Raw genomic sequence first — 25,725 nt, forward strand, 5'->3', positions numbered from 1 at the left:
ATACAACTATAATTTCCCCAACACGCTAAACCACACATAATCCAGCGGCAGCAGTATCAGATACGTTGCCGCCGCCAGCGTGATACACAGCAGCATTCCCGCCCTTGCAGGTACTTTCCCAAGCGCCATCGCCACCACGATCGGTGAAGCCTGATACGGCAACAGTGGTGTGGAATAACCCAGCACCTGGATCATAATCACCGACAGCAGCGGGAATCCCGTCGCATCGGCAAAGCTTTGCGCCAACGTGGTATACAGCGCCGGAACGCCGTTCGCCGTCATAATAAAATTAAGCGCCGTGGTAATACCGGTCAGCGCGAGGAAACTGGTAAACGGCTTTTCCGCATCCAGCGGCATCACCTGTAACAGCGCCTCGCCTACCGCGCTACCAATACCGGTCTGCGTGACGGTGATCGCCAGCCCCAGAATACCCGCCACATAAATACAGGTACGAATGTTGACCCCAGTGGAAAACTCGTCGCCATTGATAAAGCCAACCCGTGGGAGCAATGTGATAACTGCCGCCGCCAGCCCAGTCCACGCGGGGCCAATGCCGTGCCAGCTTTCGCTTACCCAAAGAAGCAACACCACCGCTAACATCCAGGCCAGACGTTTTTCATCTCCACTCATCGGTTCCGACGGCGTGAGATCGCGCGGCGCATGGGGCTTGCCAGGGAACAGCCAGCAGATAAGCACGATGAGAACCGCGCCTTTAAGCCAACCCAGAACCGGCGTATGCAGCAGCAAATAGGGAAGATAATTGAGGTGGATGCCGTAAGAGCCTTCCGCAGCGCCGCTCATCACCAGATTCGGTACGTTTGCGGGTAAAATCGTCGCAGAAAGCTGGAATGTCCCAAACCCAACGGCCAGTGCCAGACCATACCAGGCGCGCGTACCATCGTTAATTCCAGCCCGTTTCGCCATCGCTGCGACAATCGGCATCAGCAACGCAATACGCCCCATGTTGGACGGCATGACAAACGCCAGCGCGTAACTCAACAGCACCACACTCGCCACCATTAACGGCCAGGAGTCGGTCAACCGTGATGACAGCGCCCTCGCCGCCCTGTCCGCCAGCCCCGTTTTACGAATCGCGATACCCAGCACAAAGCCGCTAAACACCAACCAGAATGCGGAGGACGCAAAGCCGCCAAAGATCACATCCGGTGACGCGATTTTGGCCACCATCGCCACGGCAAAGAACAGCAGCGCCGTGATAAACTCCGGCAGCAGCGACGTAGCCCAGAGCAGAATGGTGATGCCAACCACCAAAGAGGGGATAAACAGAGGGTGTGTAAGCCAGAGCGACATGCCTGTCTCCTGTTGTTTTTTTCAACAAGAATACGGGGACAGGCATGCGGAGTAAACGCCAGATTAGGTGGGGTTAACGCAGAATATCACATTGATGATCCTGAATTTCCTCAGCGGAGGCGAGATTGAACGCCAGCAGATTGCGCTGGGTCGCCAGCAAAACAAAGGATTCATCGCTCTGACGCACCATTGCCAGGGCGTAGCGGCCCATATGATCACGCGCATCCGGCACCTCTTCTGCCAGCATCATAAACGGGCTACGTTGCGCCAGTTCATTTTCCGTGACGCGACGCGCCAGATATTCATGACCGCGCAGTCCGCCGGGCAATGGCAACCAGCGAGTGCTGATTTCCGCCAGATTGTCATCCAGTTGTTGTCTGACATCGGTTCGCAGGCAGGAGATATGAATATGCAAATGATTTTGTGTACGCCCGCTGCGCGAGTTAATGGTCAGGGAGACCGCTTTGTCAGGGATTTCATGGCCGTATTTTTGGCTCATAAAGCTACGCGCCTGCCAGGCCAGCCAGAAAAAGTTCGGCGTGCCTGATTTCAACAGCAGTGGGCTTTCCGTACCGTTGATGCGGTAAGTGGGCATCAACAAATATTGCAAAGGGCCGTTACGGTCTTTAAACACCACATATCCGGCATCGGGTTTAACTTCAGTACACGGCGCGGGATCGTGCTGCTGCAATTGATGTAGCAGGCATTGCTCAAGGACTATCTGGCGTAACGCGTCCGGGTTGCCGCTAAATTTCCAGTACCCAACGCCTGCAGCGGCGGCGACCACAATCACCGCCAGTAAAAGATAGCCTGCTTTTTTCATTACGCGTTTCCTGTATCCCATTGAAGGGCAAGAGTAACGCAAAACGATGACAAATAAAAAAACCCGGTCGCGCTATGCCACCGGGTCGGTAAATCACAGAACTTATTTAGCGTTTGCTGATCTGGTCGAACGTACCGCCGTTAGAAAAGTGTTCTTTCTGCGCTTTTGTCCAGCCGCCAAACTCTTCGTCGATGGTGAACAGCTTCAGCTTCGGAAATGCGCTTTCGTATTTCTTCGCGACGTCAGCATCACGCGGGCGATAGTAGTTTTTCGCCGCAATTTCCTGACCTTGCGGGGAATAGAGATACTTCAGATAAGCTTCTGCCACCGCTTTGGTATCTTTCTTTTCCACCACTTTGTCGACCACGGAAACGGTCGGCTCGGCGAGGATAGACTCACTTGGGGTGACTATCTCGAATTTATCTTTGCCCAGCTCATTCGTTGCCAGCAACGCTTCGTTTTCCCAGGCAATCAGCACATCGCCAATCCCTCGTTCAACAAACGTATTAGTTGAGCCCCGCGCACCGGAATCCAGTACTTCAACGTTTTTAAACAGTGCTTTGACGAAGTCCTGCGCTTTGGCCTGATCGTTGTTATTGTGGTGCAGAGCGTAGCCCCATGCTGCCAGATAGTTCCAGCGTGCGCCGCCTGAGCTTTTCGGGTTTGGCGTAATGACCGACACGCCTGGTTTGATCAGATCGTTCCAGTCATGAATTTGCTTTGGGTTGCCTTTGCGAACCAGGAACACGATGGTGGAGGTGTAAGGCGCGGAGTTATCCGGCAGGCGCTTAATCCAGTTTTTATCGATACGGCCACGTTCTGCAATGGCGTCCACATCGTAAGCCAGCGCCAGCGTCACGACATCGGCCTCAATACCGTTGATGACAGAGGTTGCTTGCTTACCCGAACCGCCGTGCGACTGACGGATCACGACGTTATCGCCTGTTTCCTGCTTCCAGTGCGCACTGAAGGCTTTATTGTACTGCTCGTACAGCTCACGTGTTGGATCGTACGATACGTTAAGTAGCTGTATATCCTTTGCCAGAACGCTGGTCGATGCCAGCAATAATGTTAACCCTACGCCCCATTTGTTCATCGCCCAGCTCTCTTATGTGATGTTGTGATGAGCAAAGCGTGCCAGAAAGAGATCCAAACATTAAAGAATAAAAAAAGATTTGCTATAACCTGGGGGAATAAATAAGAAAGGTTGTGCCGGATGACGGCTTACGCCTTATCCGGCCTACAGCGTGTACTCTTGTAGGCCCGGTAAGCGAAACGCCACCGGGCAACAAAAAACAATCAGTACAGTTTTTTCGCGCAGTCCAGCCAGTCACCTTTGAACGGACGCTTCATGTTTTCGATAGCGTCGATGATGTCGTGGTGAACCAGCTGCTCGTTCTGAATACCTACACAGCGACCGCCGTGACCTTCCAGCAGAAGTTCAATGGCATAGGCGCCCATACGGGATGCCAGGATACGATCGTAAGGAACCGGGGAACCACCACGCTGAATGTGACCCAGCACGGTAGAACGCGTTTCACGGCCCGTTTCTTTCTCAATGTAATGTGCCAGTTCATCAACGTCACACATGTGCTCAGTGATCGCGACGATGGCGTGTTTTTTACCTTTTGCAATGCCGGCTTTGATTTCAGCAACCAGATCGTCACGGCTAAATTCAACTTCCGGAACCACAACAAATTCACAGCCACCGGCAATTGCTGCAGCCAGAGTCAGGTCGCCGCAGTAGCGACCCATCACTTCAACGATGGAGATACGCTGGTGAGAAGAAGAAGTATCACGCAGACGGTCAATCGCTTCGACGACGGTACCCAATGCGGTGAAGTAACCGATGGTGTAGTCAGTACCTTTAATATCGTTGTCGATAGTGCCCGGCAAACCGATGCACGGGAAGCCCATTTCAGTCAGGCGTTTTGCACCCATGTAAGAACCGTCACCACCGATAACAACTAATGCGTCGATGCCACGTTTCTTCAGATTTTCGATAGCCACTGCACGCACGTTTTCGTCGCGGAATTCCGGGAAGCGAGCAGAACCGAGGAAAGTACCACCACGGTTGATCATGTCGGACACGCTGTAGCGATCAAGCTGAACCATACGGTCTTCATACAAACCCAGGTAGCCATCATGGATCCCCATGACTTCCAGTCCTTCCGTTAACGCTGCACGTACAACACCACGGATTGCTGCGTTCATGCCCGGCGCATCACCGCCGCTTGTCAACACACCGATTTTCTTAATCATGACTACCTCTGAACTTTGGAATGCAAAATGAAATCTGCTGCCGGAAGTCGATTCCGCATATCGAAACGATCCAACGAATATGCAGATAGTATAACAATCACTTCCTGCTGAATTGATTCAGGTCAGGCCAAATGGTGGTAATTTATACACAACATGCTGGCCCGGCTCACTTTTTTACAATGAATTATGAAAGCTCAAACATCTTGCCTTCCTTGGGTACGACTGAACAGGGATCCTGGTGAATAATCACATCCGATCCCGGGAAACGTCGTAAAATTGCCTGCTCAACCTGTTCAGCCACTATATGCGCCTGAACGAGCGGCAGATTATCTTCCATTTCCAAATGAATCTGAATAAAGCGGGTCGGCCCTGACTGCCGCGTGCGAAGATCGTGAGCGCCGCTGACCCCTGGCCATGACGTCACTATATCAATAATTTCCTGACGTTCTTCATCGGGTAAAGCGCGATCCAACAAGGATTGCACTGCCTCATACCCCATGCGTAATGCACTATATAAAATATAGATGCCAATCCCGAGCGCAAACAAGGCATCCGCACGATGCCAACCATACCAGGCCAGTCCAAGCGCCACGAGAATCGCACCGTTCATCATAACATCAGACTGATAATGAAGCATATCTGCCCGTACAGCCTGACTTTGCGTACGTTTAACCACCCAGCGCTGAAACGTGACCAGAATAATTGTACACACTAACGCAATGATGGTGACCACCACCCCAACGCCAGGATCTTTCATCGGCGTCGGCTGGATGAGATGCTGAATCCCGGTCAGGAATAAAAACAACGCCGAACCGGAAATAAACATGCTTTGCGCCAGCGCCGCCAGTGATTCCGCTTTTCCGTGTCCGAACGTATGTTCATCATCGGCCGGTTGCAACGAATAGCGCACCACCAACAGGTTGGTTAACGACGCCGCGATGTCCACCAGAGAATCCACCAGTGCAGCCAGAATACTGACCGATCCGGTGTACCACCACGCAAAAATTTTGATCAAAAGTAACAGCGATGCCATCACGGTCGCCGCAATTGCCGCCCGACTAACCAGCCGCCCATAGGTTTGATTCATAAACACTCCTGCCAGGATATGCCGCTAGTATAACGGATGAAGTAAAACAGTCAGGCAATTACCGAGTGACAAATTTGGGGCAAAAAAAACCCCCACATCATGTGGGGGAAGACAGGGATGGTGTCTATGGCAAGGAAAACAGGGTTACTACTGGGAACGTGAGTTGCTACTACTCAATAAATTTAACGATGAGCTTTGTTTCCAGTGCGCTACGTCGCGCAGTTGCTCCATTCGTTGTTCATGTTTCTCATTTAAAACCGCTTGCTGCTCGGGCGTTAACAGGCGATACATCTGGTTGCGGACCCTGGCTATTTCAACCTGGCGGGCAACCTGTTCTTGTGCCATTTTTTCTGCCTGAGCGCGCACAGCGCTTTCATCAAATTTCTCTGCGGTGACAAGACGATGCATTGTCTCCATTTCGCTAACATTAACAGGAGGCTGTTCGTGTCTTGCCTGCTGCATTAAATCTCGCATCTGTTGACGTTGATGTTCGGTTAAACTGATACCGTCAAACATGTGGCTCTGTACGCTGCGCTGCGATGAGCCTTCACCGAGGTGCCAGTGATCGCCTGTGACGACTTCAGCTGCATGGCTTAAAGTACTAAGTGCCAGCGTTGAGGCCATGACGGCAGCGGTAACTTTGCCCATCACTTGCTCCCAAAATCTTTTCTGTCGCGATTCAACGAGAGACAGTTTACGATTCGGGCTGCAAACATGCGTCAGGGGGTGTAAAACAACGTAAAGTCATAGATTAGCGACGCCTGATGACGTAATTTCTGCCTCGGAGGTACGTAAACAATGAATAAAATCCTGTTAGTTGATGATGACCGAGAGCTGACTTCCCTGTTAAAGGAGTTGCTCGAAATGGAAGGTTTCGATGTGCTGGTTGCCCATGATGGGGAGCAGGCACTTGAGCTTCTGGATGACAGCATCGATTTACTTTTGCTCGACGTCATGATGCCGAAAAAAAACGGCATCGATACACTGAAAGCGCTTCGTCAGACACACCAGACGCCCGTAATCATGCTGACCGCTCGCGGCAGCGAATTGGATCGCGTACTCGGCCTTGAGCTGGGCGCGGACGACTATTTGCCCAAACCCTTTAACGACCGTGAACTGGTCGCGCGCATCCGCGCTATTCTGCGTCGCTCGCACTGGAGTGAACAACAGCAGAACAGCGACAACGGTTCGCCGACGCTGGAAGTGGATGCGTTAAGCCTGAATCCGGGTCGCCAGGAAGCCAGTTTTGATGGGCAAACCCTGGAGTTAACCGGCACCGAATTCACCCTGCTTTATTTACTGGCACAGCATCTCGGCCAGGTCGTTTCTCGTGAACACCTGAGTCAGGAAGTGCTGGGCAAACGCCTGACGCCGTTTGACCGCGCGATCGACATGCATATCTCGAACCTGCGTCGTAAGCTGCCAGAGCGTAAAGACGGACACCCGTGGTTTAAAACTCTGCGTGGTCGCGGCTACCTGATGGTCTCCGCTTCATGATAGGGAGCTTAACCGCACGCATCTTTGCCATCTTCTGGTTGACGCTGGCACTGGTGTTGATGTTGGTGCTGATGTTACCCAAGCTCGACTCACGCCAGATGACCGAGCTACTGGACAGCGAGCAGCGCCAGGGGTTGATGATTGAGCAACACGTTGAAGCTGAACTGGCGAACGATCCACCCAACGATTTGATGTGGTGGCGTCGCTTGTTTCGGGCAATAGACAAGTGGGCGCCGCCAGGGCAGCGGTTATTGCTTGTTACTACAGAAGGACGTGTGATCGGTGCAGAACGCAACGAAATGCAGATCATTCGTAACTTTATTGGTCAGGCCGATAACGCCGACCATCCGCAAAAGAAAAAATATGGTCGCGTTGAGATGGTCGGGCCCTTCTCCGTCAGAGACGGTGAAGATAACTACCAGCTGTATCTCATTCGACCTGCCAGCAGCTCACAATCTGACTTTATCAACCTGCTGTTCGACCGACCGCTGTTGTTACTGATCGTCACCATGCTCGTCAGCTCGCCGCTGCTGCTTTGGCTGGCATGGAGCCTGGCGAAACCGGCGCGTAAGTTGAAAAATGCGGCAGATGAGGTGGCACAGGGTAACCTGCGTCAGCATCCGGAACTGGAAGCCGGCCCGCAGGAATTTCTGGCAGCAGGTGCCAGTTTTAACCAGATGGTGACCGCGCTGGAACGCATGATGACCACGCAGCAACGCCTGCTGTCGGACATCTCTCACGAGTTGAGAACGCCACTCACACGTTTGCAACTGGGGACTGCGCTGCTGCGCCGTCGTAGCGGTGAGAGCAAAGAGCTGGAGCGGATTGAAACTGAAGCACATCGGCTGGACAGCATGATCAACGACCTGCTGGTGATGTCGCGTAATCAGCAGAAGAACGCGCTGGTCAGTGAAACGGTGAAAGCCAATCAGCTGTGGGGCGAAGTACTGGATAACGCCGCCTTTGAAGCCGAGCAGATGGGTAAATCGCTGACAGTGAATTTCCCGCCGGGTCCGTGGCCGCTGTATGGCAACCCGAACGCACTGGAAAGCGCATTGGAAAACATTGTGCGCAATGCCCTGCGCTATTCACATACGAAGATCGAAGTGGGCTTCTCGGTGGATATCGACGGGATTACCATCACCGTGGACGACGACGGCCCAGGAGTTAGCCCTGAAGACAGAGAACAGATTTTCCGTCCGTTCTATCGTACCGATGAGGCCCGCGATCGCGAGTCTGGCGGAACGGGTCTGGGTCTGGCTATTGTGGAAACCGCAATCCAGCAGCATCGCGGCTGGGTGAAGGCCGAGGACAGCCCGCTGGGTGGTTTACGGCTGGTAATTTGGTTGCCGCTGTATAAGCGTTCCTGAGTCTCTCTGTGGTGCCGGATGGCGGCGTAAATGCCTCATCCGGCCTCCACGGACTGGAAGAATTATTTCCCCCACAAACGGCGGGAATTGTCCTCGATTTTGCCGCTTAAACGACGCTTTTGCATCGTTCTGGTCCAGCTTTTCGATAGCCCGGCAGCCGACAATAACCGGTGATATTGCGAGTCATCAAACGGCATATGCCAGGCAATGGCAATCGCCTCCCGCACGCTGACGTCGCTCACGCGTGACGCCAGGATCAACGGCGCGTCCGCCGATACCAGCCCGGGAGCAATGACGCTGCACAGCCAACCCGTCTTGCCCGCCTCCTGCATCTGGCTTGCCATGTCGCTAATGCCAAAATGGAAATTCAGCTTAAAGCACGGCGAGCGTGGCTGCGTGACCTGAATCAGCGCTTCGCCCCACTGGAAGATATCACCGATACAGACATTCTCTTCCGTCAGCCCCTCTGTGGAGAGGTTCTCTCCAAAAGCAGGGGCGACAAATAACTCCGCCTGTTCGGGGAATTCTTGTATCCAGTGCTGATAGTGTTCACGCGGATAGTGGCACAACGCACGATCCGGCCCGCCGTGAATTTTAGTCTCCGCCTGTTCATCACCCGTGAGCCCCAGATCGGTCAGCATCAGCTCGCCATCAACCTGAACTTTAGCAATCGCGCTGGGACGGCTTCCCGTGTAGTCCCGAATCTTGCCTGTAAAAACATCGACCGGATATCGCATCTGTTCCCTCTCCCGATAAATTTCTCCCATTACACCATATTTATTTTACCCCAGTCGCTCAAAATGAGAGCACGGTTCACATGAAACTTAGGGACACATGCTATCAATGTAATCTGGTTTTGAAACATCATTTCAATTAAGGAGTCGACAACGTGACTGGTCAATCGCAATTTGCTGGCGTCTGGTGTCCTTCCATTACGCCAATGGACAATGACGGCAAGATCGATCTTAACGGTCTGAGCCAGCATCTCAAACGCCTTACCGAGGCCAAAATCGACGTAATTTTGCTGATGGGCAGCATCGGGGAATTTGCCTCCTTTACGCTCGAAGAAAGGCTGTTGCTGATCCGTGAAGCCCGTGCCATGAGCTCGCTGAAGATGGTCGCCAACGTCTCATCCACTTGCCAGAACGATGTGCTGTTGATGGCACAGGAAGCGTATCGCGCCGGTTACGATGCCGTGATGATCCTACCACCTTACTATTACGGGCAAACGGCGAAACAGCTCCTGAGCTACTTCCGTCAATTGGGGCAGAAACTCAGCGGCAAATGGTTTGCCTATAACTTCCCGGCGCGAACCGGTTGTGATTTAACGCCTGAACTGGTTGCCACGCTGGCAGCTGAATTCCCGAACTTTGCTGGCATTAAAGATACCGTGGACTGCCAGTCCCACACCCGCAGCATGATCCAGACAACACGTGCCGTGCGGGAAGATTTTGCGGTGCTGTCGGGTTATGACGAATACTATATTCCTAACCTGCTGGCAGGTGGCGCGGGGATTATTTCAGGATTAAACAACGTCATGCCGGAGCTGTTTGTCAGCGCACGAGAAGCATTTAAGCAGGGGGATCTGGCTGCACTTCGCGATATTCAGGACCAGATTGGTACCTACATGTCCATCTACGCCATCGGTGAGGATTTCGTCACCACCATCAAAACCGTGGTATCGCGTAAGTTTGGCTATTGCACCGGGGTTTCGCGTAATGCAGGCGGGGAGCTGAATGAAAGTGAGTGTCGAACAATTGATGAGGTGTTTGTAATCAAGGGTTAAAACGGTTAAGCCGGATGGTACAAACCATCCGGCTTAATCACGTTACTTCACCGCGTTGCGCATATCGATTGCCGCCGCTCTGGCTTTGACTCTTTTCGACCAGATGGACGTGATAATCGGCACGAGGATGGAGGTTACAATCACTGACGTCGCCACCAGAGAGGTTGCCGCCGGTGCCATGGGTTTAAACGCCGGAACCATTTCCGCAATCAGCACCGGTGTGGCGACCGCCGCCCCCGCAGAGCTGGAAGCTGCAATTCCTGCCGTACCATCGCCGCCGCCAATCAGTTTATCGGCAATAATCAGCGGGATACCGGTGATGATAATCACCGCCACGCCCAGCAGAATACCCAGTACGCCGGTCTGTGCAATCACGCTCAAATCAATGGTGTTACCTAATGCGAAGGCGAAGAAAGGGATCAGCGTCTGCACGGCCTTACTGAAGAATTCCCGCAGTTCAGGGTCCAGATTCCCCAGCGCAAAGCCAATCAGGAACGGCAATACCGCGCCGACAAACACATGCGGTTCAAACGAGGCAATCCCTGCGGTTCCCAGAATCACCATGGTCATCAGTGGGCCTGATTCCAGCGACATCAGGACAAACGCCCCGGCCTCTTCTTTAGTGCCGTACTGCTGCATAATCGAGGCATACAGCCCGCCGTTGGTCATATCCATAGCGGCCACCAGCGCCAGCGTGGACAACCCGGCGAAGAACCCGACTTCCACGCCATGTTCAGGCAGAATGCGCGATGCAATCGCCGCAACCACCCACGCCACCAGGATCTTAGTTATCACTAACGTGCCGGATTTACGCAGTACGGTTCCGGTAGCGCTCAGCTTAATCGACGCTCCCATGCAAAAGAACCAGACTGCCAGAATCGGCACCGTACCGGTGATCATACCGTTGGTAAATGAGCCGAAGTATTTCCCGGCGCCGGGGGAAAAGGTGTGACACAACGCGCCCAGAAACAGCGGCACCAACATCATACCGCCTGGGATTTTCTCTATCGTACGTTTGATCTGCATTTCCATCACCTGTAGACATAAAAATGGGGCAATTTTTATGGGCGACTGCATCTTGCTTTTGAGATGCGCCCGTCTTGATGAAAAGAAGATAGACATTCGTAGAGACTATAAAAGTGATCTCACCCACATAATAAAACCTTGTTTCAATTTAAATGGATCATTGTTTTTATATTGATTTTGATCACAAAAAAACCCCCACAAGCATCGCTTGCAGGGGCTTAGTTAACGCGTCGAACTTATTTTTTTGCAGCGAAACGTGCAGCAGCTTCGTCCCAGTTCACTACGTCCCAGAACGCCTTGATGTAGTCCGGGCGACGGTTCTGGAATTTCAGGTAGTAAGCGTGTTCCCAAACGTCCAGACCCACGATCGGGAAGCCGGAAGCGCCAGAGATTGCTTCACCCATCAACGGGGAATCCTGGTTAGCAGTGGAAACAACAGCCAGTTTGTCACCTTTCAGCACCAGCCACGCCCAGCCGGAACCGAAACGAGTTGCTGCTGCTTTTTCAAATTCAGCTTTGAAGTTGTCAACAGAACCGAAGTCACGTTCGATAGCCGCTTTCAGGTCGCCCTGCAACGTGGTACCGGTTTTCAGGCCTTTCCAGAACAGGCTGTGGTTAGCGTGACCGCCCGCGTTGTTACGCAGAACGGTTTTCTTATCCGCAGGCAGCTGATCCAGTTTGGTGATCAGTTCTTCAGCGGACAGGCTCGCGAATTCAGGCAGGCTTTCCAGCGCAGCATTAGCATTATTTACGTAAGCCTGGTGGTGTTTGGTGTGGTGGATTTCCATCGTCTGCTTATCGAAGTGCGGTTCAAGGGCATCATAAGCGTACGGCAGGGATGGCAGTGTATAACTCATAATCATCTCCAGTATTGTCGGGCGGCCAGTGTTAACGCCGCGTAAGCAGTTGGGTCATTATAGTTAATTAAATGATATTGAAAATGATTATCAATGCCGTACTTTTTACATGGTTTTAATTATTCATCACCATTGCTGAAGATGTGAGCCAAATCACCCAGTTAACGTGATGATTGCCAACAAGAGGACAAAGGCGGCAATCGTCAAAAGGTTAATAATCTGCGTAATTTTTAAACTCGTTGTGTCGGAGGGGTTATGACCGACGATAAAAAATAACGAGGATTCAGTCATGAGTAACGCGATTACGATGGGTATTCTTTGGCATTTGATAGGTGCAGCCAGTGCAGCCTGTTTCTATGCCCCGTTCAAACAAGTCAAACATTGGTCATGGGAAACGATGTGGTCGGTTGGCGGGATCGTCTCCTGGCTTATCCTGCCATGGACCATCAGCGCCATGTTGCTTCCCAACTTCTGGGCCTACTTCAGTTCTTTCAGCCTCTCCACGCTGGCACCGGTATTCCTGTTTGGCGCGATGTGGGGGATCGGTAATATCAACTATGGCCTGACCATGCGCTATCTCGGCATGTCGATGGGGATTGGTATTGCGATTGGTATTACCCTGATTGTCGGCACGCTGATGACCCCTATCATCAACGGTAACTTTGATGTGCTGATCAACACCGATGGCGGGCGCATGACGCTACTGGGCGTATTGGTCGCGCTGATCGGCGTGGGCATTGTGACCCGCGCAGGACAGTTGAAAGAACGTAAAATGGGCATCAAAGCAGAAGAGTTCAACCTGAAGAAGGGGCTGGTGCTGGCGGTAATGTGCGGCATTTTCTCTGCCGGGATGTCCTTTGCGATGAACGCGGCGAAACCCATGCACGATGCCGCCGCCGCGCTGGGCGTTGATCCGCTGTATGTCGCGCTACCAAGCTATGTCGTCATCATGGGCGGCGGCGCGTTAGTCAACCTGGGCTTCTGTTTTATTCGTCTGGCAAAAGTGAAAGATCTTTCGATAAAAGCCGACTTCTCGTTAGCCAAACCGCTGATCATTACCAACGTGCTACTGTCCGCGCTCGGTGGCCTGATGTGGTATCTGCAATTTTTCTTCTACGCCTGGGGCCACGCTCGCATTCCGGCGCAGTATGATTATGTCAGTTGGATGCTGCACATGAGCTTCTATGTCCTGTGTGGCGGTATTGTTGGTCTGGTGCTGAAAGAGTGGAAAAACGCGGGCCGCCGTCCGATCAGCGTACTGAGCCTCGGCTGCGTGGTCATTATTCTCGCGGCAAATATTGTTGGTCTGGGGATGGCCAGTTAATCATGCGGGCTGCTGAGATGACGCCACTGGCTCGGCGTCATCCCGGTTTCTCGCGTGAATACCACCGAAAAGTAATTACTGTCTTCAAAGCCGCAGCGCATAGAAATTTCACTGATCATCAGCCTACTGTGTTTGAGCAGATACTGAGCATGGCAAACCCGTACCTGGCGGAGATACTGGTTGATGGTCATCCCGGTCTGGCTGCGAAACTGCTGACGCAAAACTCGCTCACTGCACTGTTCCTGCTCACAGAATTTATCCAGCGCAAAGGCATGTTCATGACTCCCGGCCAACGCGGTAATCAGCTTATCCAACAACGTTTCACTTGATGTCGATGGAAGCGTATCCGTGGCATAGCGGTGCCGTTTGAAATGAGTCACCAGTTGCCCAAACAGCAACTCGGCCATTTCAAAAGCCAGCGGGTCACGCTGATTACTCTCATGCTCAAGCTGACTAATTATCTGCCGGGCCTGGGACATACCCGCGCTACCAAGCCGCCAGTGGGGCTGTCGCGGCGAGCCGTTAAATCCTGGGATCGCGCTTTCCCAGCCGACATTCAGCGTCAGCCGTTCCGGGCAGTAAATGATATTTTGCAGGACGAGATCGTTAACTGAGGTGTAGGAGTGTTTGTCTTCGGCACGGATATAAAACAGATCGCCACGGGTTATCCGGTACGGGCGATCGTTGAGAACATGCAGGCCATTGCCGCGCCAGACCAGCACCAGCTCGCAAAACTCGTGAGTATGCTCAGCGAAGACATCCTGCGGATAACGATCGGCCACGGCGACAGCCTGCTGCTCATGCGCAAAAAAGTCTGATTTCAAAAGGATTAGCTGATTCGCCATCACAATATTCCCTGCCGGATAGCGGCTACGTGTCACGTAATCTGTAGGCCGGATAAGGCGTAGCCGCCATCCGGCGTTAAGGAACAAGATTATCTGAGATTCGGCGGTAAAAAACGTTGATAGCTTTCGCGTTACTGGAGGCTGCTTCCAGTAATGACATCGCGTCCCTGTCGGATATCGCGCGGCGACCAGTTAAACTCCCGGCGAAACAGCGTCGAAAAATGGTTACTGTCACCAAACCCGCAGCGATAAGCGATGTCCGTCACGCTGTCATCACTGTGACGTAGCAAATGGCGGGCTTTGATAAGCCGTAGGCGGTTGAGATAGCGCTGTGGCGTCAGCCCGGTCTGTTGTTTAAGCTGGCGGTGCAAAGTACGTAAAGAGAGCGAAAACTGCTCGGCTATGGCTTCCCAGCACACTTCATCGGCAAAATTGTCCTCCAGCCATGCCAGTAGTTGGTTCAGCCGCGCATCATTATCTGTTGCCGCTTCCATCAGGCTGCTTTTACGCAACAGCACCAACAACTGCATGAACAAGATCTCACGGTTTGCCGCTGTTGGCGTATCCATTGCCTCTCCAAGATTTTCCATTTGCCCCACCAGATGCCGAACCTGCAGCAACACGCTCTGATTCACCCGCCAGTGTGACAGATATTGCCCATTCAACTCCTGGGGTAACAACTGATTCAGCCCGGACAAAAACTGAAATGCATCCGGGGAACGATACAGAATATTGGTCAGACACAGGTTGTCAGTATGTTCATATAAGTGTCTGTCATGATCGCGGACAAAACACACCGTTCCCCCGCCAATGGTATAAGGCTGTCCATTGAACACATGAATTCCCGTACCATGTTCAACCACTACAATTTCATGAAAATCATGATGATGCTCTGGAAAAGCAGGCTGAGGAAGCCGGGGCTCAATCGCCACGGGCGCTTTACCTGTCGGAAAAAAATCCACGCAATGCAATACGGTCATGATGACATCCCCCCCGATCAAATGGACATGGCTGAATAGTAATTAAGGGTTATCACCCTCACCTTAAATTTTTGACGCCAAAGTGCGTAAACACGGTCAATTCTTCAAGAAATAGCGGGAAAGATCGGGAATTGCGGAAGGGGTCACATCAGGTGAAATCGTCCCTATTAGTAGAAACTGTGAACGCTATCACGTTCACCTTTGCCATGCTGCCAGCCGCGTATTGTCGCTGTCACTAACAAGAAGGTACGCCATTTCACGGGTTCTTAGACTGAGTGCAATGAAACTCAGAAGGACCTCGCTATGACTCTTCGCCATTGTGTCGCTGTTGATCTCGGTGCATCCAGTGGACGCGTAATGTTGGCGCGTTACGACAGTGAACACCGTACCCTGACACTGCGTGAAATCCACCGCTTTGTTAACTGCCTGCAAAAAACAGACGGTTTTGACACCTGGGACATCGACAGCCTGGAAAACGACATTCGCCTCGGTCTGCAGAAAGTCTGCGATCAAGGCATTCGGATCGACAGCATCGGCATTGATACCTGGGGTGTGGATTATGTCCTGATCGGTAAAAACGGTCAGCGTGTTGGGTTGCCAGTCTCTTATCGCGATAGCCGCACGAACGGCATTATGTCACGAGCCATGACGCAGCCAGGTAAAAGTGAAATCTATCGCCGTAGCGGCATTCAGTTTCTACCCTTTAATACCCTGTATCAGCTCCGCGCGCTGGTCGAGCAGCAACCGGAACTGCTCCCCCAGGTGGCGCATGCCCTGCTGATCCCAGATTACTTCAGCTATCGCCTGACCGGAGAAATGAACTGGGAATATACCAACGCCACCACCACCCAGTTAGTCAATATCAACACCGACGACTGGGACGAAACCCTGCTGGCCTGGAGCGGTGCCGACACAACGTGGTTTGGCCGCCCCACACATCCGGGGAACGTAATTGGCCACTGGATTTGCCCGCAGAAAAATCAAATTCCGGTGGTTGCCGTCGCCAGTCACGACACGGCCAGCGCGGTCATTGCTTCTCCGCTGGCCGATAAAAATAGTGCCTATCTCTCTTCCGGTACCTGGTCGCTGATGGGCTTCGAAAGCAGAACACCGTATACCAACGATGCGGCGCTGGCGACGAACATCACCAACGAAGGGGGCGCGGAAGGGCGCTACCGCGTGCTGAAAAACATCATGGGGCTGTGGCTACTTCAGCGCGTTTTAAAAGAGCGACAGATAACCGACCTGCCAGCGCTTATCGCCCAAACGCAAGCGCTGCCGGCCTGTCAGTTCCTGATAAACCCCAACGACGATCGCTTTATTAATCCCGACGATATGAGTGCGGAAATTCAGGCGGCCTGTCGTGAATCAGGCCAGCCCGTTCCCCAGCAAAACGCCGAACTGGCGCGCTGTATCTTCGACAGCCTGGCATTGCTGTACGCCGATATCCTGCAGGAACTGGCTGAGCTTCGCGGCGAAGTATTTCACCAACTGCACATCGTGGGTGGTGGGTGCCAGAACGCATTACTCAACCAACTTTGCGCGGATGCCTGCGGTATTCGTGTCATATCCGGGCCTATTGAGGCCTCCACGCTCGGCAATATTGGCGTCCAGTTGATGACGCTGGACGAGCTTAACAACGTCGATGATTTCCGTCAGGTGGTACGCGCTAACTACGACCTGACCACCTTCATTCCCAATCCTGAAAGTGAAATTGCCCGCCACAAAGCGCAGTTTCAACCATTACGACAGACAAAGGAGCTTTGCGCATGACCACTCAACTTGAACAAGCCTGGGAACTGGCAAAACTGCGTTTCGCCGCGGTAGGTATTGATGTCGAGGCAGCCTTGCGCCAGCTCGATCGTCTGCCGGTCTCCATGCACTGCTGGCAGGGCGACGACGTCGCCGGATTCGAAAACCCGGAAGGTTCGCTCACGGGTGGTATTCAGGCTACCGGCAACTATCCGGGCAAAGCGCGTAACGCCAGCGAACTGCGGGACGATCTGGAGCAGGCGCTGAGCCTGATCCCGGGTCCAAAACGTCTGAATTTGCATGCAATCTATCTGGAGTCTGATACGCCAGTTGCCCGCGACCAAATCAAACCTGAACACTTTAAAAACTGGGTTGAGTGGGCAAAAGTGAACCGCTTAGGGCTTGATTTCAACCCGTCCTGCTTCTCGCATCCGCTGAGCGCCGACGGCTTCACGCTGGCCCACGCCGATGACACCATTCGCCAGTTCTGGATTGACCACTGCAAAGCCAGCCGTCGCGTCTCGGCGTATTTTGGCGAGCAGTTGGGTACGCCATCAGTGATGAACATCTGGATCCCGGATGGCATGAAAGACATCACTGTTGATCGTTTAGCACCGCGCCAACGCCTGCTGGACGCGCTGGACGAAGTGATCAGCGAGAAATTCGACCCGGCGCACCACATCGATGCCGTCGAGAGCAAACTGTTTGGTATTGGCGCAGAAAGCTATACCGTCGGCTCCAACGAATTCTATATGGGTTACGCCACCAGCCGCCAGACCGCGCTGTGCCTGGATGCAGGTCACTTCCACCCAACAGAAGTGATCTCCGACAAAATCTCCGCCGCCATGCTGTACGTGCCGCGCCTGCTGCTGCACGTCAGCCGTCCGGTGCGTTGGGACAGCGATCACGTGGTGCTGCTGGATGATGAAACACAGGCGATTGCCAGCGAGATCGTGCGCCACAACCTGTTTGACCGCGTACACATCGGCCTCGACTTCTTCGACGCCTCCATTAACCGCATCGCCGCGTGGGTGATCGGCACCCGCAATATGAAAAAAGCCCTGCTGCGCGCGCTGTTAGAACCGACCGGGCAATTGCGTCAGCTCGAAGCCAGCGGCGACTACACCGCACGTCTGGCTCTGCTGGAAGAGCAAAAATCGCTGCCGTGGCAGGCCGTCTGGGAGATGTATTGCCAGCGTCACGACACGCCAGCGGGCAGCCAGTGGCTGGACAGCGTTCGCGCTTATGAAAAAGAGATTTTGAGCAAACGTAGCTAACCGCATCGCCTGACCTGTAGGCCGGATAAAACGCCCCGCGTCGCCATCCGGCAATGAATAAAACACGATTGCCGGATGGCGTTTCGCTTATCCGGCCTACGTAAGACCCGATAACGTTCGGGCAATAAATGGGAACACCGAACATGCAAAACATGACCACTTCCTGGTTCGTCCAGGGGATGATTAAAGCCACTTCCGATGCCTGGCTGAAAGGCTGGGACGAACGCAACGGCGGCAACCTGACACTGCGCCTGGATGAGGCAGATATTGCGCCATTTAGCGCCGATTTCCACGAAAAACCGCGCTATATCGCGCTGAGCCAGCCGATGCCGCTGCTGGCGAATACGCCGTTTATCGTCACCGGTTCGGGGAAATTTTTCCGCAACGTCCAGCTCGATCCGGCAGCCAATTTGGGCGTGGTGAAAATCGACAGCGATGGCGCGGGTTACCACATTCTGTGGGGGCTGACCCATGAAGCCGTGCCGACCTCCGAACTGCCCGCGCACTTCCTTTCCCACTGCGAGCGCATTAAAGCCACCAATGGCAAAGACCGCGTGATCATGCACTGCCATGCCACCAACCTGATCGCCCTGACCTACGTACTGGAAAACAATACCGCGCTGATGACCCGTAAGCTGTGGGAAGGCAGCACCGAGTGTCTGGTGGTGTTCCCGGATGGCGTCGGTATTCTGCCGTGGATGGTGCCTGGTACGGATGAAATCGGTCAGGCCACCGCAGAAGAAATGCAGAAACATTCGCTGGTACTGTGGCCATTCCACGGCGTGTTCGGCAGTGGCCCCACCCTCGACGAAGCGTTCGGTTTGATCGATACCGCAGAGAAATCCGCTGAGGTTCTGGTCAAGATTTACTCGATGGGCGGTATGAAGCAGACCATTACGCGTGAAGAGCTGGTAGCACTTGGCAAACGCTTCGGCGTGACGCCGCTGGCAAGCGCCATAGAGCTGTACTGATACCTCCCCACTCAACGTCGGATGCGGCTTCGCCTTATCCGGCCTACATGACGGTGCGCATTTCACCGTAGGCCCGATAAGCGTAGCGCCATCGGGCACCAGGGAATTTTTTTAAGGAGAATAATGATGAGCTTTATGTTGGCACTGCCAAAAATTAGCCTGCATGGCGCCGGCGCGATTGCCGATATGGTGAACCTCGTGGCGAATAAGCAATGGGGCAAAGCGCTGATCGTCACCGATGGTCAACTGGTAAAGCTGGGCCTGTTGGATAGCCTGTTTGCCGCGCTGGATGAACATCAGATGTCTTACCACCTGTTTGATGAGGTGTTTCCAAACCCGACGGAAGCGCTGGTGCAGAAAGGCTTTGCGGCGTACCAGGACGCAGAGTGTGATTACATCATCGCTTTCGGCGGCGGCAGCCCGATCGATACCGCCAAAGCGGTGAAGATCCTGACCGCCAACCCAGGCCCTTCCACTGCTTACTCCGGCGTGGGAAAAGTGAAAAATGCGGGCGTACCGCTGGTCGCCATCAATACCACCGCCGGAACGGCAGCAGAGATGACCAGTAATGCGGTCATTATCGACTCAGCCCGCAAGGTTAAAGAGGTGATCATCGACCCGAATATCATCCCGGATATCGCCGTGGATGACGCCAGCGTCATGCTGGACATCCCGGCTTCCGTCACCGCTGCAACCGGCATGGACGCCCTGACCCACGCCATTGAAGCCTATGTCTCCGTCGGCGCACATCCATTGACCGATGCCAACGCGTTAGAAGCGATTCGTCTGATCAACCTATGGCTACCGAAAGCGGTCGATGAGGGTCATAACCTCGACGCCCGTGAACAAATGGCGTTTGGCCAGTATCTGGCGGGCATGGCGTTTAACAGTGCCGGTCTTGGCCTGGTACATGCGCTGGCGCACCAGCCGGGCGCAACGCACAACCTGCCGCACGGCGTCTGCAACGCCATCCTGCTGCCGGTAATCGAAAACTTTAATCGCCCCAACGCCGTGGCACGCTTTGCCCGCGTGGCGCAGGCAATGGGCGTCGATACGCACGGTATGAGCGATGAAGCGGCCAGCATGGAGGCCATCAACGCGATTCGTGCACTCAGCAAGCGTGTCGGTATTCCTGCGGGCTTTAGTTCACTTGGCGTGACGAAAGAGGATATTGAGGGCTGGCTGGATAAAGCGTTGGCCGATCCGTGTGCGCCGTGCAACCCGCGCACCGCCAGCCGCGACGAGATCCGCGAGCTGTATCTGGAGGCGTTATGATCCGCAAGGCCTTTATAATGCAGGTGAATGCCGATGCGCACGTTGAGTATCAACGTCGGCACAATCCCATCTGGCCAGAACTGGAAGCGGTGCTGAAAGCCCACGGCGCACATCACTATGCGATTTATCTCGACGAGGAGCGCAATCTGCTGTTCGCCACCGTTGAGATCGAGTCCGAAGCGCGCTGGAATGCTGTCGCCGAGACTGAGGTTTGCCAGCGTTGGTGGAAGCATATGCGCGATGTAATGCCGGCAAACCCGGACAACAGCCCGGTCAGCGCAGAGCTAAAAGAAGTGTTTTATTTGCCGTAAGTCGTGTGCCCGGTGGCGCAAGCTTACCGGGCCTACGGTTCTATTTTTTCCAGGTCGGATAAGCGATAGCGCCATCCGGCAGTTTCAATTTTGTTCAGAAACCAGAATCGCCTGGGTGTCCGGCTCCAGTGCTTTAAAGATATGCGCCTGGTCAGCGGGGTAACAAATATAGTCGCCCTCGCCTAACTCCTCCGGCGCTTCCGTCAATCCCACCATCGCCTTACCCTGCGTCACAATAATATGCTCCACCGATCCCGGTGGATGTGGCTGTGAAATACGGTCCGCACCGAGTTGCGTCAGCAGCAAATAGATATCCCGCCGCGCGCCCGGTGGGCAAGCTGCCAATAAAATCGCCTGATAATGGGCCTGTTCCGCCACCACTTTTGTCCCTTCGCCACGGCGAATCACCTGCGTTTTTTGCTCCTGCGGTTCCAGTAATCGGGCAAAGGGGATATCCAGCGCCACACACAGTGACCACAGCGTTTCCAGGCTAGGATTTCCATTACCGGCTTCCAACTGCGAAAGCGTAGATTTTGCAATCCCTGCGCGGCGCGCAATCTCCGCCAACGACAAACCGGTACGCTGACGTTCGCGCACCAGACTCTTCGCAATCATACTGATGGGTTGGGTCATATTCGACTCTTTGTTTTTTATATCGAACGAATCGTTCGACTTGTAAAGCAAACCTGTTCCGTTCATTATAATGGAAATTCGTTCGATATGGCTAAAACAGTATGAAACATTATTTTTCCAGCCTCAAAGGCGACACGATTAAAGCGATATTTTTAGTGTGCCTGGCCGTCGGCGTGGTAGGCATGTCCTACGGTTCGCTGGCAATGGCTTACGGCTTCCCGATTTGGGTGCCCTTTGTACTCTCGATTACAGTGCTGGCCGGGGCTTCTGAATTTATGTTTATCGGTATTATCGCCAGCGGCGGAAATCCGTTGGCGGCAGCGGCGGCCGGGTTACTGGTGAATGCCCGACATGTACCGTTTGGCGTGACGGTACGCGATCTGGTCGGCACTCGCGCCGCTGGCTTTCTCGGCTGCCATATCATGAACGATGAAAGCGTGGTGTTCGGCCTGTCGCAAAAAACACCGGAACAACGTAAAGCCGCCTACTGGTTATGCGGCCTGGGCGTCGCCATTTTCTGGCCGATTGGCACACTGATCGGTGCCGGTGTCGGCAAGCTGCTCCCTGCACCTGAAACCATTGGGCTGGATGCCGTTTTCCCTGCCATTTTGTTGGCCTTAGTGGTTCCGGCCTTTAAAAACCGCACCACGCTCATCCGTGCCTGTAGCGGGGCCGCATTGTCACTCGCGTCCGTACCTTTCGCACCGGTAGGCTTGCCGGTACTGCTCTCACTGTTTGGCTTACTGGCGAGGAAAAAATAATGGGTAACATGACGCTGTTTATCGTCGGTATCGCCGTATTGTCTTTGGGTACATATTTAATGCGCTTAGGGGGAGCAAAACTGGGAGGCCGTTTAGCCTTTTCTGAACGTTCACAGGCGTTGCTTTCTGATGCTGCAACGGTGTTACTGTTCTCCGTCGCGCTGGCAACCACCTTTTATGAAGGCGAACACTTTGCCGGCATGGCGCGCGTACTCGGTGTGGGTTTTGCGGTGTTTCTCGCCTGGCGTAAGCTGCCGCTGATTGTGGTGATCGTTGCCGCCGCAGTGGTGACTGCGTTGTTAAGAATGGCTGGTATGCACTAAAAATAGCATTACCCTGGCAAAATATTCGTCAGGGTAATCGCCTGTGGCGTTGTGTGTTTTACTCCACAAAACCAGGCGCTAACTCTGCCTAAAATTGTCACGCCCCGCAGACATATTGCTGCTCATCTCTTCGCCATCTCATCGTTAAAATCACATCAAACAGTTTTTAACGGAATCCCACCATGACAGCCCTTACAGCTAACTGTATTGACCTGAATATTCAGGGGAATAGCGTTTATGCCATCCTCAAGCAACTGGCGGATATGGCGTTTCAGAATGGTTATGTCTCCGATCGCAGCGCCTTCCTACAAACCCTATTGCTGCGCGAAAAGCTGCACTCTACTGGCTTTGGATCCGGCATCGCCGTCCCTCACGGTAAAAGCCCCTGCGTTAGGCAGCCTTTCGTCTTGTTCGCGCGTAAATCAGAAAACGTGGACTGGAAAGCCAGCGACGGCGAAGACGTTAACTGCTGGATCTGCCTCGGCGTACCGCAAACCGGCGAAGATGATCAGGTCAAAATTATCGGCACCCTGTGCCGCAAAATCATCCACGACGATTTTATCAACCAGCTGAAACAGGGCGACGCCAGCCAGGTGCTCGCCCTGCTCAATCAGACCTTAACCTCATAAGGAAGCGGCTATGGAGTCATCCTTACGTTTAGTGGCGATCACCAACTGTCCGGCAGGTATCGCTCACACTTATATGGTGGCGGAAGCGCTGGAACAAAAAGCGCGCGCACTCGGCCACACCATTAACGTTGAAACTCAGGGTTCAAGCGGTGTCGAAAACCGCCTGACAACCGAAGATATTGCCGCCGCCGATTACGTTATTCTGGCGACGGGTCGTGGATTAAGCGGTGAGGATCGCGCGCGTTTCGCCGGGAAAAAAGTCTATGAGATTGCCATTTCCCAGGCGCTGAAAAATATCGACCAGATTTTCACCCAGTTGCCGACGCATTCGCAGCTGTTTGCCGCCGACAGCAGCGTGAGGCTGGGTAAACAGGAGGTTCAGCAGGGCAGCGTGATGAGTCACCTGATGGCGGGCGTTTCCGCCGCGCTGCCGTTTGTTATCGGCGGGGGTATTCTGGTCGCCATCGCCAATATGCTCGTTCAGTTCGGTTTGCCCTACACCGATATGTCGAAAGGCGCACCGTCGTTTACCTGGATTGTCGAATCGGTAGGCTATCTGGGTTTTACCTTTATGATCCCAATTATGGGCGCGTATATCGCATGGTCGATTGCCGATAAGCCGGCTTTCGCTCCCGCATTTCTGGTCTGTTATCTGGCAAATGATAAAGGCCTGCTCGGTACCCAGTCCGGGGCGGGGTTTCTCGGTGCGGTAGTGCTGGGGCTGGCGATCGGTTACTTCGTGCTGTGGTTTCGCAAAGTTAAGCTCGGCAAAGCGCTGCAGCCGCTGCTGGGTTCCATGTTGATCCCGTTCATCACCCTACTGGTGTTTGGCGTACTGACTTATTACGTCATCGGCCCGGTAATGTCTGACATCATGGGCGGCCTGCTGCACTTCCTGAACACCATTCCGCCGTCTATGAAAATGGGCGCGGCTTTCCTCGTTGGCGCGATGCTGGCGTTTGATATGGGCGGGCCAATCAACAAAACCGCCTGGTTCTTCTGCTTCTCGCTGCTGGAAAAGCATATCTATGACTGGTACGCCATCGTCGGGGTGGTAGCCCTGATGCCGCCCGTCGCGGCGGGCATTGCCACCTATATCGCACCAAAACTGTTTACCCAACAGGAGAAAGCCGCCGCCAGTAGCGCGATTGTGGTGGGTGCAACCGTCGCCACCGAACCGGCGATCCCTTACGCATTGGCTGCGCCGCTACCGATGATTACCGCTAATACGCTCTCCGGCGGTATTACCGGTATGCTGGTCATCACCTTTGGAATCAAACGCCTCGCGCCAGGTTTAGGTATCTTTGATCCGCTGATCGGCCTGATGTCTCCAGTGGGCTCATTTTACCTGGTGCTGGCTATCGGCCTGGCGCTGAACATTTCGTTAATTATCATTCTGAAAGGATTGTGGCTGAGACGTAAAGCAAAAGCCGCGCAGCAGGAGCTTGCCCATGAACATTGAGTTACTTCAGCAGTTATGTGAAGCCAGCGCCGTCAGCGGTGATGAGCAGGACGTTCGCGCACTTCTCATTAATGCGCTGGATCCCAGCGTCGATGAAATCACCTTCGACGGCCTCGGCAGCTTTGTCGCCCGCAAAGGAAACCGTGGGCCGAAGGTTGCCATCGTTGGGCACATGGATGAAGTGGGCTTTATGATTACACATATCGACAATAGCGGCTTTTTGCGCTTCACCACCATTGGCGGTTGGTGGAGCCAGTCGATGCTGAACCACCGGGTCACCATTCGTACCCGTAAAGGCGTTAAAATCCCTGGCATCATCGGCTCCGTCGCTCCGCACGCCTTAACGGAAAAGCAGAGACAGCAGCCGCTGACCTTTGACGAGATGTTTATTGATATTGGCGCGAGCAGCCGTGAAGAGGTGGAAAAACGCGGGATTGCGATCGGTGACTTCAGTAGCCCGGAAGCCAACTTCGCTCGCTGGGGCGAAGATAAGATCGTCGGTAAAGCGCTGGATAACCGCGTCGGCTGCGCCCTGATGGCAGAGCTTCTACAAACCGTCGATAACCCTGAAATTACCCTGTACGGCGTGGGCAGCGTGGAAGAAGAAGTCGGGTTGCGCGGGGCACAAACTTCAGCGGAGCATATCAAGCCCGACGTGGTGATCGTGCTGGATACGGCGGTGGCGGGCGACGTACCAGGAATCGACAATATTAAATACCCCTTGAAGCTGGGCGATGGCCCTGGCCTGATGCTGTTCGATAAGCGATATTTTCCCAATCAGCAACTGGTCGCCGCGTTAAAAGAGTGTGCCAAAAAGAGCGATGCGCCTTTGCAGTTCTGTACCATGAAAACCGGGGCGACGGACGGTGGGCGCTATAACGTGATGGGTGGTGGTCGCCCGGTGGCGGCGCTCTGTCTGCCGACTCGCTATCTCCACGCCAACAGCGGCATGATTTCCGCAGCAGATTACGACGCGCTGTTTACGCTGGTGCGTGAGCTGTTGACCTCGCTGACGGCAGAGAAAGTGAAATCCTTCACCGACTTTCGCCAGGTGAACAATACACAAACTCATTCGAGTTGCATCAAGGCGGCAAATGAATGAATCCCTGGGAACGTACAAATAGTACGTGACCAGGGGGAGTGAATGCAGCCAACGCAGAAGC

26 protein-coding genes are annotated in these 25,725 nt (G+C 53.7%); 14 read left to right on the top strand and 12 right to left on the bottom strand.

All coding sequences use genetic code 11. The features are described 5' to 3' along the window. Nucleotides 1-6: 6 nt before the first annotated feature. The 6 genes from I6L54_RS00465 to cpxP form a co-directional block, all read right to left on the bottom strand. A complete protein-coding gene (locus I6L54_RS00465) occupies nt 7-1,311 on the bottom strand; it encodes an SLC13 family permease (RefSeq protein WP_040233051.1) in 1,305 nt (434 codons plus the stop codon). Nucleotides 1,312-1,384: 73 nt separating this feature from the next. After that, on the bottom strand, nt 1,385-2,134 hold the full coding sequence (locus I6L54_RS00470) for a CDP-diacylglycerol diphosphatase (protein WP_040233053.1): 750 nt from the start codon (nt 2,132-2,134) through the stop codon (nt 1,385-1,387). A gap of 106 nt (nt 2,135-2,240) precedes the next feature. Next, nucleotides 2,241-3,230: a sulfate/thiosulfate ABC transporter substrate-binding protein Sbp gene (gene sbp, locus I6L54_RS00475; protein WP_040233054.1), complete on the bottom strand. Its 990-nt coding sequence runs from the start codon at nt 3,228-3,230 to the stop codon at nt 2,241-2,243. Between the two features lie 203 nt (nt 3,231-3,433). Then, nucleotides 3,434-4,396, bottom strand: a complete 963-nt coding sequence (pfkA, locus tag I6L54_RS00480) for a 6-phosphofructokinase (RefSeq protein ID WP_005121749.1) — start codon at nt 4,394-4,396, stop codon at nt 3,434-3,436. A gap of 184 nt (nt 4,397-4,580) precedes the next feature. Continuing rightward, nucleotides 4,581-5,483, bottom strand: coding sequence for a CDF family cation-efflux transporter FieF (gene fieF, locus I6L54_RS00485; protein WP_040233055.1), 903 nt, complete (start codon nt 5,481-5,483; stop codon nt 4,581-4,583). 147 nt (nt 5,484-5,630) lie between these two features. After that, complete coding sequence (cpxP, locus tag I6L54_RS00490) at nt 5,631-6,131, bottom strand: cell-envelope stress modulator CpxP (protein ID WP_005121753.1); 501 nt, start codon at nt 6,129-6,131, stop codon at nt 5,631-5,633. A 150-nt stretch (nt 6,132-6,281) separates the two neighbouring features. Between cpxP and cpxR the strand changes: the two genes are divergently transcribed. Both cpxR and cpxA read left to right on the top strand, forming a co-directional pair. Further along, nucleotides 6,282-6,980, top strand: coding sequence for an envelope stress response regulator transcription factor CpxR (gene cpxR / locus I6L54_RS00495; protein ID WP_005121756.1), 699 nt, complete (start codon nt 6,282-6,284; stop codon nt 6,978-6,980). After that, entirely contained in the window at nt 6,977-8,350 is a 1,374-nt protein-coding gene (gene cpxA, locus I6L54_RS00500; RefSeq protein ID WP_005121758.1) for an envelope stress sensor histidine kinase CpxA, read from the top strand. The genes cpxR and cpxA overlap by 4 nt, the downstream gene beginning before the upstream one ends. Before the next feature lie 62 nt (nt 8,351-8,412). Here the strand turns inward: cpxA and yiiM are convergent, their stop codons facing one another. Further along, nucleotides 8,413-9,087, bottom strand: a complete 675-nt coding sequence (gene yiiM, locus I6L54_RS00505) for a 6-hydroxyaminopurine reductase (RefSeq protein WP_040233057.1) — start codon at nt 9,085-9,087, stop codon at nt 8,413-8,415. A 152-nt stretch (nt 9,088-9,239) separates the two neighbouring features. Here yiiM and I6L54_RS00510 point away from each other — a divergent pair, with 152 nt between their 5' ends. Continuing rightward, nucleotides 9,240-10,136, top strand: coding sequence for a dihydrodipicolinate synthase family protein (locus I6L54_RS00510; RefSeq protein ID WP_005121761.1), 897 nt, complete (start codon nt 9,240-9,242; stop codon nt 10,134-10,136). A 42-nt stretch (nt 10,137-10,178) separates the two neighbouring features. On the opposite strand, the gene kdgT is transcribed toward I6L54_RS00510, so the two are convergent. Both kdgT and sodA read right to left on the bottom strand, forming a co-directional pair. Continuing rightward, entirely contained in the window at nt 10,179-11,162 is a 984-nt protein-coding gene (gene kdgT, locus I6L54_RS00515; protein WP_040233060.1) for a 2-keto-3-deoxygluconate transporter, read from the bottom strand. Nucleotides 11,163-11,398: 236 nt separating this feature from the next. Next, nucleotides 11,399-12,019 (bottom strand): superoxide dismutase [Mn], encoded by a 621-nt coding sequence (gene sodA / locus I6L54_RS00520; RefSeq protein ID WP_005121766.1) that lies wholly within the window; start codon nt 12,017-12,019, stop codon nt 11,399-11,401. A gap of 289 nt (nt 12,020-12,308) precedes the next feature. On the opposite strand from sodA, the gene rhaT reads away from it, so the two are divergent. Next, a complete protein-coding gene (rhaT, locus tag I6L54_RS00525) occupies nt 12,309-13,343 on the top strand; it encodes an L-rhamnose/proton symporter RhaT (RefSeq protein ID WP_005121768.1) in 1,035 nt (344 codons plus the stop codon). Here the strand turns inward: rhaT and rhaR are convergent. Together rhaR and rhaS are read right to left on the bottom strand one after the other, a co-directional pair. Beyond that, on the bottom strand, nt 13,340-14,188 hold the full coding sequence (gene rhaR, locus I6L54_RS00530; RefSeq protein ID WP_005121771.1) for an HTH-type transcriptional activator RhaR: 849 nt from the start codon (nt 14,186-14,188) through the stop codon (nt 13,340-13,342). The two genes, rhaT and rhaR, sit on opposite strands and share 4 nt — an antisense overlap. Nucleotides 14,189-14,319: 131 nt before the next feature. Beyond that, on the bottom strand, nt 14,320-15,168 hold the full coding sequence (gene rhaS, locus I6L54_RS00535; protein WP_040233061.1) for an HTH-type transcriptional activator RhaS: 849 nt from the start codon (nt 15,166-15,168) through the stop codon (nt 14,320-14,322). 303 nt (nt 15,169-15,471) lie between these two features. Here rhaS and rhaB point away from each other — a divergent pair, with 303 nt between their 5' ends. From rhaB to rhaM, 5 genes are all read left to right on the top strand, one after another. Then, the gene (rhaB, locus tag I6L54_RS00540; RefSeq protein ID WP_040233062.1) at nt 15,472-16,941 is read left to right on the top strand and encodes a rhamnulokinase; all 1,470 of its coding nucleotides are present in this window, start codon (nt 15,472-15,474) and stop codon (nt 16,939-16,941) included. Beyond that, nucleotides 16,938-18,197: an L-rhamnose isomerase gene (gene rhaA / locus I6L54_RS00545; protein ID WP_040233064.1), complete on the top strand. Its 1,260-nt coding sequence runs from the start codon at nt 16,938-16,940 to the stop codon at nt 18,195-18,197. Before rhaB ends, rhaA begins: the two co-directional genes overlap by 4 nt. 143 nt (nt 18,198-18,340) lie before the next feature. Beyond that, on the top strand, nt 18,341-19,168 hold the full coding sequence (rhaD, locus tag I6L54_RS00550; RefSeq protein ID WP_005121783.1) for a rhamnulose-1-phosphate aldolase: 828 nt from the start codon (nt 18,341-18,343) through the stop codon (nt 19,166-19,168). Between the two features lie 126 nt (nt 19,169-19,294). After that, entirely contained in the window at nt 19,295-20,443 is a 1,149-nt protein-coding gene (gene fucO / locus I6L54_RS00555) for a lactaldehyde reductase (RefSeq protein ID WP_005121786.1), read from the top strand. Continuing rightward, on the top strand, nt 20,440-20,754 hold the full coding sequence (gene rhaM, locus I6L54_RS00560) for an L-rhamnose mutarotase (protein WP_040233066.1): 315 nt from the start codon (nt 20,440-20,442) through the stop codon (nt 20,752-20,754). Before fucO ends, rhaM begins: the two co-directional genes overlap by 4 nt. Before the next feature lie 84 nt (nt 20,755-20,838). Here rhaM and I6L54_RS00565 read toward each other — a convergent pair whose 3' ends face one another. Continuing rightward, complete coding sequence (locus tag I6L54_RS00565; RefSeq protein WP_040233067.1) at nt 20,839-21,387, bottom strand: helix-turn-helix domain-containing protein; 549 nt, start codon at nt 21,385-21,387, stop codon at nt 20,839-20,841. Between the two features lie 101 nt (nt 21,388-21,488). On the opposite strand from I6L54_RS00565, the gene I6L54_RS00570 reads away from it, so the two are divergent. The 5 genes from I6L54_RS00570 (at nt 21,489) to I6L54_RS00590 (ending at nt 25,664) form a co-directional block, all read left to right on the top strand. Further along, a complete protein-coding gene (locus I6L54_RS00570; protein WP_040233068.1) occupies nt 21,489-22,148 on the top strand; it encodes an AzlC family ABC transporter permease in 660 nt (219 codons plus the stop codon). Further along, entirely contained in the window at nt 22,148-22,471 is a 324-nt protein-coding gene (locus I6L54_RS00575; RefSeq protein WP_005121797.1) for an AzlD domain-containing protein, read from the top strand. Before I6L54_RS00570 ends, I6L54_RS00575 begins: the two co-directional genes overlap by 1 nt. Before the next feature lie 182 nt (nt 22,472-22,653). Then, nucleotides 22,654-23,100, top strand: a complete 447-nt coding sequence (locus I6L54_RS00580; protein ID WP_005121799.1) for a PTS fructose transporter subunit IIA — start codon at nt 22,654-22,656, stop codon at nt 23,098-23,100. A 10-nt stretch (nt 23,101-23,110) separates the two neighbouring features. Beyond that, on the top strand, nt 23,111-24,562 hold the full coding sequence (locus tag I6L54_RS00585) for a PTS fructose-like transporter subunit IIBC (RefSeq protein WP_040233070.1): 1,452 nt from the start codon (nt 23,111-23,113) through the stop codon (nt 24,560-24,562). Further along, nucleotides 24,552-25,664, top strand: a complete 1,113-nt coding sequence (locus tag I6L54_RS00590; RefSeq protein ID WP_005121803.1) for an aminopeptidase — start codon at nt 24,552-24,554, stop codon at nt 25,662-25,664. The genes I6L54_RS00585 and I6L54_RS00590 overlap by 11 nt, the downstream gene beginning before the upstream one ends. Nucleotides 25,665-25,725 lie beyond the last annotated feature (61 nt).

Source organism: Citrobacter pasteurii (assembly GCF_019047765.1).
Taxonomy (GTDB): domain Bacteria; phylum Pseudomonadota; class Gammaproteobacteria; order Enterobacterales; family Enterobacteriaceae; genus Citrobacter; species Citrobacter pasteurii.